The sequence below is a fragment of the Nocardia sp. NPDC003693 genome (genome assembly GCF_053981095.1).
This window is the reverse complement of sequence record NZ_JBSFNO010000026.1, coordinates 105324-118153: the sequence shown is the minus strand read 5'-3', so window position 1 is coordinate 118153 and position 12830 is coordinate 105324. Positions and strand designations below refer to the sequence as shown.

The window sequence follows — 12830 nt, the reverse complement described above, 5'->3', positions numbered from 1 at the left end:
TGTGGAAGTCCGCGCCCAGCGGTCCCGCCAGTTCCTCGGCGAAGAACCTGCCGAAGCTGCGCCCGGTGATGCGCTGGATCAGCGCGCCGATCAGGCGACCATGCCGACCTGCACGCGCGCGGCGAAGTCGCGGGCGGTGTCGCCGTCGCGGGTGAAGATGGCGACGCCGTTGCCGTATTCGTGCTCGTTCGGCAGCCGTACGGCCTCTTCGTAATCCTTGGCGCGCACGATGGTGACGACCGGGCCGAAGATCTCTTCCTTGTAGATGCGCATGTTCTCGGTGACATGGTCGAAGAGCGTTGCCCCGGCGAAGAATCCGTCCTCGCCGCCCTCGACCACGAGGCCGCGGCCGTCGATGACGAGTTCCGCGCCCTCGTCCACGCCGATCTGGACGTAGTTGTTGACGCGGTCCACGCCGTCCTGGCCGACGAGCGGGCCGAAGTCCGCGCCCGGGTCGTCCGAGGCGCCGACGTTGAGCTTCTCCACGCGCTCGACGAGCTTGGCGCGCAGGCGATCCGCGGTCTCCTCGCCGACGGGCACAGCGACCGAGATGGCCATGCAGCGCTCACCGGCCGAGCCGTAGCCCGCGCCGACCAGCTGATCGGCGACGTCGTCGAGATCGGCGTCCGGCATGACGATGGCGTGGTTCTTCGCGCCGCCGAAGCACTGGGCGCGCTTGCCGTTCGCGGTGGCGGTCTCGTAGATGTACTGCGCGATCGGGGTCGAGCCGACGAAGCCGACGGCCTTGATCCGCTCGTCGTGCAGGATGGTGTCGACGGCTTCCTTGTCGCCGTTGACGACGTTGAACACGCCCGCGGGCAGCCCGGCCTCGAGGAACAGCTCGGCGAAGCGCAGCGGCACCGACGGGTCACGCTCGGAAGGCTTGAGCACGAAGGCGTTTCCGCACGCGAGCGCGGGCCCGGCCTTCCACAGCGGGATCATGGCCGGGAAGTTGAAGGGCGTGATGCCGGCGACCACGCCGAGCGGCTGGCGCATGGAGTAGACGTCGATGCCGGTGCCGGCGCTCTCGGTGTACTCGCCCTTGAGCAGGTGCGGGATGCCGGTGGCGAATTCGATGACCTCGAGGCCGCGCTGGATGTCGCCCTTGGCGTCGGGGATGGTCTTGCCGTGTTCGCTGGACAGCAGCGCGGCGAGCGAATCCATCTCGTCCTGCACCAGGGTCAGGAACTTCATCAGGACGCGGGCCCGCTTCTGCGGATTGAACGCGGCCCACTCGCGCTGGGCGTCGGCGGCGTTGGCGATGACGGCCTCGACCTCGGCCTTGCTCGCCAGCGGTACGCGCGCCTGCACCTGTCCGGTGCTGGGATTGAACACGTCCTTGAAGTTGCCGGAGGTGCCGGGGACGTGCTGCCCGCCGTAGAAGTGGGTGAGTTCGCGAACCATGCCAGTCCTGTCTCGAATCGCCGCCGTCGCATCGCCGAGGGCCGATGCCGGCGCCGCACGCGGATCGCGCGGGTGCTAGGCCACCATATAGTTGGACATCCAAGTAATTCCAGAGTGTTTGCTGTGTCGGATATCACCTCGACTTTGCTTTGACGTCCTACTATTGGGATATCAACGGTACGAGCCGCGGGCGGGCGCGCCCCGGTCGTCGAGGCGGAGGAATCCATGGCCGATCTGCACGTTCCCGTGAACCCGGTCCGATTCGTGACCTCGGCGGCGCTGTTCGACGGACACGACGCGGCCATCAACATCATGCGGCGGATCCTGCAGGCGCAGGGCGCCGAGGTCGTGCACCTCGGGCACAACCGCGCGGTGCTCGACGTCGTGGACGCGGCGGTCAGCGAGGACGTGCAGGGCGTCGCGGTCAGCTCGTATCAGGGCGGGCACGTGGAGTACTTCGAATACCTGGCGACCGCGCTGCGCGAGGCGGGGGCCGGGCACGTGCGCGTCTTCGGCGGGGGCGGCGGGGTGATCATCCCCGAGGAGATCGAGCGGCTGCGCGCGGCGGGGGTCACGATCTTCTCGCCCGAGGACGGGCAGCGGCTCGGGCTGCCCGGCATGATCAATCAGCTGATCCGGGAGTGCGACACGGACCTGGCGCGCACCCCCGCGCCGATCGAGGCGGTGCTCGGCGGCGACCGCGCGGCCCTGGCCCGCACGCTCACCTGCCTGCAGCAGGACACGCTCGGCTCGGCGGAGATGGCGGACCTGGCCGCGGCGGCGGCCGCGCGGCGGGTGCCCGTGCTCGGCATCACCGGCACCGGCGGCTCTGGAAAGTCCTCGCTCACCGACGAACTCGTGCGCAGGCTGCGCACCGATCAGCAGGACAAGCTGAAGGTCGCGGTGCTCGCGGTGGATCCGACCCGGCGGCGCGGCGGCGGCGCCCTGCTCGGCGATCGTATCCGGATGAACGCGCTGGATCCCGAGCGGGTGTTCTTCCGATCCCTGGCCACCCGCGGCGCGCGCGAGGTACCGGTGAACATCGACGAGATGGTGATCGCCTGCAAGGCAGCGGGTTACGACCTCGTCGTGCTGGAGACCCCCGGCATCGGGCAGGGCGACGCCCAGATCGCCGAGCACGTGGACGTGGCGCTGTACGTCATGACGCCCGAGTTCGGCGCGGCCTCCCAGCTGGAGAAGATCGACATGCTGGATTTCGCGGATGTGGTGGCCATCAACAAGTTCGAGCGGCGCGGGGCGGCGGACGCGCTGCGCGACGTGTCGCGCCAGCTGCTGCGCAATCGGGAGGAGTTCCACGCCCTGCCCGAGGACATGCCGGTATTCGGTACCAGCGCGGCGACTTTCAACGACGACGGGGTGACCGCGCTCTACCAGCACGTCTCCGCGCTGCTCGGCGAGCACGGCCTGCCGCTGGAACCCGGTGTGCTGCCGCGCGTGGACACCCGGGCCTCGACCCGGTTCGCGCAGATCATTCCGCCCGCGCGGGTGCGGTACCTGGCCGAGATCGCCGAGACGGTGCGCGCGTATCACGGGGCGACGGACCTGCAGGTCGCGGCGGCCCGCCGGGTACAGCGGCTGGAGCTGGTCCTGGCCGAGCTGGGCGGGCCGTCCGGCGCCGACTCCCCCGCGGATTCGAGCCGGGAGCAGGCCGCGCCGCGCGCGGGCGGGATGCCGGGTGACGGCGTGGCCGCGGTGACCGCGCTGCTGGAGAGCGCGCGCCGGGAGCTGTCCCCCGACGCCGCCGAACTGCTCGCCGAATGGCCCGCGCTGGCCGAGTCCTACCGGGGCGAGGAGCAGGTGGTCCGGGTACGGGACCGCGAGATCCGGACCGCGCTGCGCCGGGAAACCCTGTCCGGCAGCTCGATTCCCCGTGTCGCGCTGCCGCGCTACGCCGATCACGGTGAGCTGCTGCGCTTCCTGCGTGCGGAGCACCTGCCCGGGCGGTTCCCGTTCACCGCCGGGGTGTTCCCCTTCAAGCGCGAGGGCGAGGATCCCGCGCGCATGTTCGCCGGGGAGGGCGACGCCTTCCGCACGAACCGGCGCTTCCGGGTGCTGTCCGAACACGCCGAGGCCAAACGGCTTTCGACCGCCTTCGACTCGGTGACGCTGTACGGGCACGATCCCGCCGAGCGGCCCGATATCTACGGCAAGGTCGGCACCTCCGGGGTGTCCATCGCGACGCTGGACGATATGAAGGCGCTCTACGACGGATTCGATCTGGACGCGCCGAGCACCTCGGTGTCGATGACCATCAACGGCCCGGCCCCGACCATCCTGGCCTTCTACCTCAACGCCGCCATCGATCAGGCCGAGCAGCAGTTCGCCGACGCCGAGGGCCGGCCGCCCACCGACGCCGAGGCCGCCGAGCTGCGGGCGCGGACGCTGGCGACGGTGCGCGGCACCGTGCAGGCGGACATCCTCAAGGAGGATCAGGGGCAGAACACCTGCATCTTCTCCACCGAATTCAGCCTGCGCATGATGGCCGATATCCAGGAATGGTTCGTGCGCAACGGCGTTCGCAATTTCTACTCGGTCTCCATCTCCGGGTATCACATCGCCGAGGCCGGGGCGAACCCCATCAGCCAGCTGGCCTTCACCCTCGCCAACGGATTCACCTACGTGGAGGCGTATCTCGCGCGCGGGATGCGGATCGACGACTTCGCGCCGAACCTGTCGTTCTTCTTCTCCAACGGCATGGACGCGGAGTACTCGGTGATCGGCCGGGTGGCGCGGCGCATCTGGGCCGTGGCCATGCGGGACCGGTACGGGGCGGACGAGCGCTCGCAGAAACTGAAGTACCACGTGCAGACCTCGGGGCGGTCGCTGCACGCGCAGGAGATGAGCTTCAACGACATTCGCACCACGCTGCAGGCGCTCATCGCGGTCTACGACAACTGCAACAGCCTGCACACCAACGCCTACGACGAAGCGGTGACCACTCCGACCGAGGAGTCGGTGCGGCGCGCGCTGGCGATTCAGCTCATCATCAACCGCGAATGGGGATTGGCGATGAACGAGAATCCGCTGCAGGGCAGTTTCATCATCGACGAGCTCACCGATCTGGTGGAGGAGGCGGTGCTGCGCGAGTTCGATCGCATCAGTGAGCGCGGCGGGGTACTGGGCGCCATGGAGACGGGCTTTCAGCGCGGGCGCATCCAGGACGAGTCCATGCTGTACGAACGGCGCAAACACGAGGGCTCGCTGCCGATCATCGGCGTGAACACCTTCCGGAGCCCGCACGAGCAGGAGCACCGGGTGCTGGAGCTGGCGCGCGGGACCGAGGCGGAGAAGCAGTCCCAGCTGCGACGGGTGCGCGAGTTCGGCGAACGGCATCGCGGCGAGTCCGCGGCGGCGCTGGCCCGGCTGGCCGAGGCCGCCGGCGGCGACGCCAACGTCTTCGAGGTGCTCATGGACGCGGCGCGGGTGTGCACGCTGCAGCAGGTCACCGACACGTTCTTCACCGTGGGCGGGCAGTATCGGCGCAACGTGTGAGGCGGGTTCGCGCCCGCCGACCCGAACCTGTCGGGGGTGCGAGCTAGGTTCGGATCCATGCAGGCAACAGGAACCTTCAGCGTCAAATCCTTCACGCCCACCGAGGTGGTCCCCGAACCGCGGATCGCCACGGCGGCGCCGGTGAGCGCGGCGCTGATGGAGAAGCTGTTCGAGGGCGACATCGCCGGCCGCGCGTCGACGCTGTTCAGCTCGGCCTTCGATCAGAACACCGGCGCGGGCACCTATCTCGCGCTCGAATCCTTCGAGGGCACCCTGAACGGGCGGCCGGGCAGCTTCAACTTCGCGCACTCGGCCACCACCACGGGATCGGACCGCAGCGCGCCGTTCTTCGTCATCGTGCCCGGGAGCGGTACCGGTGAGCTGGCCGGCATCACCGGCACCGGCGACATCGAGATCGACGCGGACGGCACGCACCACATCCGGTTCGACTACGAACTGGGCTGAGCGCGCGACGCCGTTCCCGCTCGGCTCCTGCCGGATTCGAACCACCCGGCGCGATCGCCCGTGGAACAATCCGGGGGCAGGCAGACCCGGACGGAAGGGACAAGATGGACCTTGCGGGAATGACAGTCGTCGATGCGCACATCCACCAGTGGGATCCGCTCAGCACCCCGCGCGAGTTCAGCTCACTGGCCAGGCTTTTCCGATATGTTCCCGTTCCCATCGACTGGGCCAAGAGAGTCGCACCCCGGCGGGATCGCGAATTCGTCGGTGACCCAGCGCCGTTCGTCGCACCGTATCTGCCCGCGCAGTATCGCGACGACGCCGGGGACGTCCCGGTCGAGGCGATCGTGCACATCGAGGTGGAGTGGTCCGGTAAGGGGCCGCTGGCGCAGGCCGCCGAAACCCGCTGGGTGGCGAGCCTGCCGTTCGGGGTGGACACCCCGGTGCTGGGCGCCATCATCGGGGCGGGTGATCCGGCCGCGCCGGATTTCGCCGAGCTGCTCGACGCGCACCGATCCGCGTCCCCGCTGTTCCGCGGGATTCGCACCCGGGTGGAGTACCACCCGGATCCCGCCGTGCGCGCGCACAACAAAGCGCCCGGCAAGCTGACCGATCCCCGGTTCCTGGACGGTTTCGCGGCGCTGGCCGAACGCGGGCTGTCCTTCGAGGCGTGGGTGTACTCGGGGCAGCTGCCCGAGGTGACCGCGCTGGCCTCGCGCTATCCGGACGCCACCATCGTGCTGAACCACCTCGCCACGCCCGCCGGGATTTTCGGGCCGGTCGGCAAGCACACCGGCCGCAATCCCGGGCAGCGCCGGGAGTTGTTGCTGCGCTGGCGCGACGACATCGCCGAGCTGGCCACGCACGCCAACGTGGTGGCCAAGGTCAGCGGGCTCATGATGCCGATCCTCGGCCATCCGGTGCCACCGCGCGGGCAGGCCACCCCGGTACCGGTACTGCTGGAACGCATTTCGCCGATGCTGACGCACGCGCTCGACGTGTTCGGCGCGGATCGGCTGCTGTGGGGCTCGAATTTCCCGGTGGACAAGCCGATCACGAGCATCGGCAACGCCGCCGAGGCGGTGGCGACCGCGCTCGCCGGGCACGGGGCCGACGACAAGGCGCTGGAGCAGGTGTTCCGGCTCAATGCCCAACGGGTGTACGGGATCACCGACTTCTAGCCCGGTGTGCCGGTGTCGCTCCGCTGTTCTCGCGGCGCGGGCCCGCGAGGGTCGCGCACGAGCAGGGCGACACCGGCGCCGAGCACGACCGCGCCCACGATCAGCACGATGACGAAGGCGGCCGCGGTGCCGCCGGTCCAGTCCCACACGGCCGTCGACGCGCCGATGGCCAGCGCCAGCGCGCCGCCGATCACCAGCACCGAATGGCGGCGCAGGCCGTACAGGCCGAAGCACACGGCCGCGACCAGCACGGTGAGTCCGTAGGCCCAGGGCCGTCCGGCGTCGCCCGCGGTCTGCGCCCCGGCGAGGCCCGTGAGCACCGCGGCGGTGTATCCCGCCCAGGTCGGCTCGGCGTAGCCGAAAAAGCTGACGGCGAACCAGATTCCGGCCAGCACGAGCAGCGCGAGACCGAACACGACGTCGTGCGATCCATCGAACCGATCGAGCACCCCCGCCACCGCGGCGGGCGCGAACCCCGCGCAGGCGAACAGTCCCACGAACGACGGCAACGCCGCGTACCCGGCGACGGCCGCGATCAGTCCGGCCGCGACCGGCCACACCCAGTCCTCCCCCGACGAGCCGTCCAGCGCCATCCCCACGAAGATGGCCACGCACACCGCCGCCAGCGCGAACAGCGCCGACCCGAGCCGCGCACGCGCCGACCCCGGCGGAGCCACCGGGGTCCGCCCGCGGTCGATGGACCCGGCCCCGGAATCCGGTCCGGCCGGAACGGAATCCGGCACGCCAGGTCCGTGTTCCGCTGCCGCCGAACCCCCCGCCGCCCCCGCGCGCAGTGCCGGCGCACGTCCCCGGAACAGCGCGGCCCGCCCGCCGGCCACCGCGTACCCACCCGCCACCAGTCCCACGATCACCACGGCCATCACCCCCAGCTGCGCAACCTTGCCCAGGTCGTCCCACGCCGAGTCCAGCAGCAGCACCACCCCGCCCAGCACCAGCCCGGCCCCCGCGTAGGCGGCGACCTCGGCAAGCCACCGGCCACCCGACGCCCGGGCGGCCCGCTCCCGCGCCACCTCCGCCACGACCGCGTCCCGCTGCGCCCCGGTCAGAACGCCCTGTTCGACCAACCGCGCCAACGCGACCCCCACCGCACGATCACCGCTCATTCCCCCAGTATGCGCGCGCCTATCCTCCACCCCGAGCTCCCGCGACACGGCCACCGCGCGCCGGCGTAGGCGTGCTCATGCACGGCATCCCCGGCGACGTGCTGCTCTCCCGCCCCAATGTGTATCGCCTGGTTCTGCATCCGCGCGGGCTGACCGCCCGGCTGGCGAACGGCGCAGGTGCACGCGTTGTTCCTGGAACGGCTGACCCGGCAGGCCGCGGCCACCGGCGATCCGGAGCTGCGGGCGTTGTACGACGAAGTCACGCGCTATCCGGTTCCCGCCGAAGAGTATTCGGGCGCACACGCCGAGTCCGGGCCGTTCCAGGTGCCGGTGCGGATCCGCACCCCGGCCGGGGAACTCGCGATGTTCAGTGTCATGGCGACCTTCGGCGCGCCCGCCGATGTCACGCTCTCCGAACTCGCCATCGAACTCTTCTATCCCCTGGACGAATTCACCGCCGCGGTGCTGCGCGGGCTCGCCGGCTCAGGAGGGCAGGGCCAGGTATCGAACACCGAGCAGGTGGGCGGTGCCCGAGACGTGCTCGATGATGCGGGCGGTGTCGGCCTCGATGGCGCCGGTGCGCCAGGCGGTCAGTAGCTCCACGAAGCCGCCGATGCCCATCACGGTGCCCATGCGCAGGTCGGATTCGTCGCAGCCGGGCCGCAGGTACGGGCGGGCGGTGGCGATGAGCAGATCGGTGGCCTCGGTGAGCATGGCCTTGCGGCGCTCCTCGAGGACCCGGCTGCCCGCGTGGTCGCCGAAGAGAATGCGTGCGGGACTGTCGATCTGGAGGCCGACCGCGCGGGCGATGGCCAGGTCCAGGATGTCCAGCGGCGCGCGGCCGAGGTTTTCGGCGACCACGGCCGAGAGCTCGCCGAAGACCTCGGAGCACACCTCGTCCCACACCGTCGCGAGCAGTTCGTCGCGGTCGGTGAAGTGCTCGTAGAAATAGCGGTCGTTGAGCCCGGCCCGGGTGCAGACCCCGCGCATGGTGACTGCGGCCCAGCCACTTTCGAGCCAGATGTCCAGCGCCGCCGCCACGATCCGCCCGCGGCGTTCGGCACGGCGTTCGTCCCGGGTTCGGCCGCCCCAGGTCCCGGCCGGTGCGCGCACGTTCATGGTTGACATTTTGCCCCATCGCGCGCCTAATTGGTGGCAGGCGCGGCCAGTGGTGGCAGATGCCACCACTTGACTGCCCGGATCACACTCTCGGGGAGTTCCCATGCGACTCAATCCCTTCGGCGGCACCCACCGCACCCGGCAGGCGGACGCCGTGGTCACCGGCGCGGGCAGCGGCATCGGCCGCGCGTTCGCGATCGAGCTCGGACGCCGCGGCGGGCGCGTCATCTGCTCCGATATCGACGCGGATCGGGCGCGCGAGACCGCCGAAGCGGTCACCGCGACCGGTGGCAAGGCCTTCGACGCGGTCTGCGATGTCCGCGACCTGGACCGGGTCACCGCACTCGCCGACACCGCCGAACAGTGGTTCGGCAAACCCGCCGACGTGGTCGTCAACAACGCCGGAATCGGGCGCGGCGGCACGGTGGTCGGCGAAACTCCCCTGGACGACTGGCATCGGGTCCTGGACATCAACCTGTGGGGCGTCGTGCACGGCTGCCACGTCTTCGCACCGCGGCTGCGCGCCGCCGGGCACGGCGCCATCGTGAACGTGGCCTCGGCTGCCGCGTTCGGCGCCGCCCCGCGCATGGCCGCCTACAACGTGAGCAAGGCCGGGGTGCTGGCGCTCTCGGAGACCCTGGCCGCGGAACTGGCCGGCACCGGCGTCGTGGTCACCGCCCTGTGCCCGACCGCGGTGAGAACCCGCATCCTCGAGGGCGTTTCGATCGGCGACCCCACCGTGCAGCTGTGGGGCGACCGGCTGCTGCGCTGGACCGGCCGCCCGCCCGCCGCCATCGCCCGCACCACCCTCGACGCCGTGGACCGCGGCGAGCTGTACGTGGTCCCGCAGGTCGAGGCCAAAGTCATCTGGCAGTCCAAACGTCTGCTGCCCGAGTCGTACACCCGCGCCGCCGGATTACTGGAGCGGCTGGTGCGGTAGCACTTTTCGAACAGGAGCTGAACAATGGCGTTCACGTATTCCGACATGCTCACGGTGATCCAGGAGAAACAGTGGGCCCTGGCCGATATCGACTGGGACGCACCGGGAGCCGAGCTCATCACCGACGAGCAGCGCCCGCGACTGGCGGCGTTCATGGCGGATCTGGTGTGGATCGAGCACGTGGGCGCGCGCGGTTTCGCCGCGCTCACCCGGTGCGCGCCCGAGGGCCCGCTCAAGGAGATCTACCGCTACTTCCACGCCGAGGAGCAGAAGCACGCCAACGCCGAGCTGGCGCTCATGCGGCGCTGGGGCATGCTCGACGGCGACTCGATGCCCGTGCCCAACAAGAACATCCGGCTCGTCATCGAGTGGCTCGACCGGTACGGCGACGAGCTGTCACTGCCGGTGCTCGGCACGGTCATTCCCTCGCTGGAATGCGCCCTCGACGGCGCCCTGGTGAAGTTCCTGCTCGACGAGGTCCGGGATCCGCTGTGCCATAGCGTCTTCCGGCACATCAACAGCGACGAATCCCGGCACCTGGCGGTGGGTTTCCAGGTGCTCGAACAGCTCGGCGCCGGTCCCCTGCGCCGGATCGCGATCGAGACCGCCGGTTTCGCGCTGCGGCCCACCCTGCTGCTCGGCGCACTGCTCTACACCCCGCTGCTCTCGCGCATGTCCGCGAACATCATGGCGATGGGGCTGGACGAGGAGAAGCTCTGGAACGCGGTGCGGCGCTACGAGAAAGCGGGCGAGCGCAGTCCGAGCATCCAGCGGGTGCCGCTGTTCCACGTCGTCCGGCTGCACGGACGCGCGACGATCAACGGTCTCCAGCCGATCCAGGGCATCAATACCGCGCTGAACCGGGCCATCGATCACTTCCCGGTCCGCCTGCTCGGTAAGCCGCCGACCTGGTCGAAGAGCCTGACCTACGATCCGGTGGCGAAATGAGTTCCGTACCGCGGCCGCGTGATCCGCACGCCGGCTACGACGGACCCCGCGTGCGGTGCACCCGCTGGCGCGACGACCACGATCTCGACGGCCTGCACGTCGCGGTGATCGGCGGCGGTGCGGCCGTGGCCCGGGTGCTCCCCGCCGTCGCCGCGCGGGCGCGCCGGGTGACGGTGTTCCAGCACGATCCGGTCTGGGTGCTGCCCACCCCGCGGCTGCCCGGCGTCCGGCTGCTGCGCGGGCTGCCGGCGGATCTGCTCGGCGCGCTGCCCGCGCACACCTCCGCCCCGCTCACCGGGGAACCCGCCGGTCCCGGCCCGGCCTCGCCGGCACGCCGTATCGCCGGGGAAGCGCTGCGCCTGGCGGCCCTGGCGAATCTCCGGGTGCGGGTGCGTGATCCGTGGCAGCGGCGGCAACTGACGCCCGACACCACCGCCGGCGTCCGGCTGCACACCCGCTACTACGCGGCCCTGCAGGCCCCGAACACCACCCTCGTCACCTGGCCCATCGCCCGCCTCGCGCCCCTCGGTGTCCGCACCGTGGACGGCGTCGAGCATCGGGTGGACTGCATCATCTTCGTGGAGGACAACACATGACCAGTACCGTGGTCGATCACGAGATCATCATCGTCGGCGCCGGATTCGCGGGCATAGGTACCGCGATCGCCTTGCGCGAGGCCGGTTTCGAGGATTTCCTGCTGGTGGACGACGCGGACGGGGTCGGGGGCACCTGGCACTGGAACACCTATCCCGGTATCGGGGTGGACATTCCCTCGTTCAGCTATCAGTACTCGTTCGAGCAGCGGCGCGACTGGTCGCGGGTGTACGCGCCCGGGCGCGAACTCAAGGCGTATGCCGAGCACTGCGTGTCGAAATACGGCCTGCGCCCGCGCATTCGGTTCAACACCACCATCGCGAGCGCCGACTTCGACGACACCGTGCACCTGTGGCGGCTGCGCACCAGCGACGGCGAGGAGCTCACCGCTCGGTTCGTCGTCGGGGCGACCGGCGTGCTCACCCGGCCGAAACTGCCGGACATCCCCGGCGCGGACAGTTTCACCGGCACGGTCGTGCACACCGCCCGCTGGGATCACACGGTCGATCTGCGCGGAAAGAAGGTGGGGATCATCGGCACCGGGGCCTCCGCGGTGCAGATCATTCCCGAGATCGCGCCGCGGGTCGCGACTCTCACCGTCTTCCAGCGCACCCCGATCTGGTGCCTGCCGCGCCCGGACGCACCCGTGCCCGACGCGGTGCGCCGGCTCATGAGCCTGCCCGGCGGGCAGGCGCTCACCCGCTGGCTCAGCCAGGCGTTCGTGGAAGTCACCTTCCCGCTGGCCGCGCACTACTACCGGATCCTGCCGGTGGCCGCCCTCGGTGAGCGCACCGGGCGCGCCCATCTGCGGGACCAGGTGCGCAATCCGGTGACGCGTGCCAAACTCACCCCGGACTACGCGCTCGGCTGCAAGCGGCCGTCGTTCTCCAACGACTATCTGAAGACGTTCAATCGCGCGAACGTGACCCTGGAAACGGATCCGATCAGCGAGATCACCGCCACCGGGGTGCGTACCGCCGATGCGCATCACGACGTCGACGTGCTCATCATGGCCACCGGTTTCAAGGTCATGGAGTCCGGCAACATGCCGACCTTCGATCTGCGCGGCAGCGGCGGCGTCCGGCTCGAGGATTGGTGGGACACCCACCGACTGCAGGCCTACGAGGGCGTCAGTGTGCCCGGCTTCCCGAATTTCTTCACCATTATCGGACCCTACGGCTACAACGGATCCTCGTATTTCGCGCTCATCGAAACGCAGACCCGGCACATTCTGCGACTGCTGCGCCAGGCCCGGCGGCGCGCGGCCACCCGCGTGGAAGTCACCGAGCAGGCCAATGCCGAGTACTTCCGGGAAATGCTGTCCCGCCGCGATACCCAGGTGTTCTGGCAGGACAGTTGCGCGCTCTCGAACAGCTATTACTTCGACAAGAACGGCGATGTGCCGCTGCGCCCCATGAGCACACCCGAAGCATATTGGCGGGCGGGCCATTTCGACCTGAACCACTATCGCTTCGACACGCTCGCACCGCGTAGCGCACCGGCGGGCGTAGCGGGCCGCAGCCGCGCCCGCTGAGCGACCGG

The 12830-nt window shown here is 70.1% G+C and carries 10 protein-coding genes and 1 pseudogene; 8 read left to right on the top strand and 3 right to left on the bottom strand.

Features of this window, described 5'->3' with window-relative positions:
* Positions 1–96 precede the first annotated feature (96 nt).
* Positions 97–1404 (bottom strand): annotated as a pseudogene (locus ACWDOP_RS26065) (CoA-acylating methylmalonate-semialdehyde dehydrogenase); the annotation flags it as partial.
* 225 nt (positions 1405–1629) lie between these two features.
* Here ACWDOP_RS26065 and icmF point away from each other — a divergent pair.
* From icmF to ACWDOP_RS26050, 3 genes are all read left to right on the top strand, one after another.
* Complete coding sequence (gene icmF / locus ACWDOP_RS26060; RefSeq protein WP_456347146.1) at positions 1630–4917, top strand: fused isobutyryl-CoA mutase/GTPase IcmF; 3288 nt, start codon at positions 1630–1632, stop codon at positions 4915–4917.
* Between the two features lie 57 nt (positions 4918–4974).
* Positions 4975–5382, top strand: a complete 408-nt coding sequence (locus ACWDOP_RS26055; protein WP_456347145.1) for a DUF3224 domain-containing protein — start codon at positions 4975–4977, stop codon at positions 5380–5382.
* A 119-nt stretch (positions 5383–5501) separates the two neighbouring features.
* Positions 5502–6563, top strand: a complete 1062-nt coding sequence (locus tag ACWDOP_RS26050; protein WP_456347144.1) for an amidohydrolase family protein — start codon at positions 5502–5504, stop codon at positions 6561–6563.
* Here the strand turns inward: ACWDOP_RS26050 and ACWDOP_RS26045 are convergent.
* Complete coding sequence (locus tag ACWDOP_RS26045; protein ID WP_456347143.1) at positions 6560–7687, bottom strand: DUF2157 domain-containing protein; 1128 nt, start codon at positions 7685–7687, stop codon at positions 6560–6562. The two genes, ACWDOP_RS26050 and ACWDOP_RS26045, sit on opposite strands and share 4 nt — an antisense overlap.
* Before the next feature lie 186 nt (positions 7688–7873).
* On the opposite strand from ACWDOP_RS26045, the gene ACWDOP_RS26040 reads away from it, so the two are divergent.
* The gene (locus ACWDOP_RS26040) at positions 7874–8284 is read left to right on the top strand and encodes an MmyB family transcriptional regulator (RefSeq protein ID WP_456347142.1); all 411 of its coding nucleotides are present in this window, start codon (positions 7874–7876) and stop codon (positions 8282–8284) included.
* Here the strand turns inward: ACWDOP_RS26040 and ACWDOP_RS26035 are convergent.
* Positions 8171–8800, bottom strand: coding sequence for a TetR/AcrR family transcriptional regulator (locus ACWDOP_RS26035; RefSeq protein WP_456347154.1), 630 nt, complete (start codon positions 8798–8800; stop codon positions 8171–8173). The genes ACWDOP_RS26040 and ACWDOP_RS26035 overlap by 114 nt on opposite strands.
* A gap of 109 nt (positions 8801–8909) precedes the next feature.
* On the opposite strand from ACWDOP_RS26035, the gene ACWDOP_RS26030 reads away from it, so the two are divergent.
* The 4 genes from ACWDOP_RS26030 to ACWDOP_RS26015 are packed head-to-tail and all read left to right on the top strand — an operon-like array spanning position 8910 to position 12822.
* Entirely contained in the window at positions 8910–9746 is an 837-nt protein-coding gene (locus ACWDOP_RS26030) for an SDR family NAD(P)-dependent oxidoreductase (RefSeq protein ID WP_456347141.1), read from the top strand.
* Between the two features lie 24 nt (positions 9747–9770).
* Positions 9771–10694 (top strand): ferritin-like domain-containing protein, encoded by a 924-nt coding sequence (locus tag ACWDOP_RS26025; RefSeq protein ID WP_456347140.1) that lies wholly within the window; start codon positions 9771–9773, stop codon positions 10692–10694.
* The gene (locus tag ACWDOP_RS26020) at positions 10691–11290 is read left to right on the top strand and encodes a hypothetical protein (protein ID WP_456347139.1); all 600 of its coding nucleotides are present in this window, start codon (positions 10691–10693) and stop codon (positions 11288–11290) included. Before ACWDOP_RS26025 ends, ACWDOP_RS26020 begins: the two co-directional genes overlap by 4 nt.
* Positions 11287–12822 carry a flavin-containing monooxygenase gene (locus tag ACWDOP_RS26015; RefSeq protein ID WP_456347138.1) on the top strand — a complete coding sequence of 512 codons (1536 nt, stop codon included), beginning with the start codon at positions 11287–11289 and terminating at the stop codon, positions 12820–12822. Before ACWDOP_RS26020 ends, ACWDOP_RS26015 begins: the two co-directional genes overlap by 4 nt.
* The last annotated feature ends 8 nt before the right edge of the window (positions 12823–12830 follow it).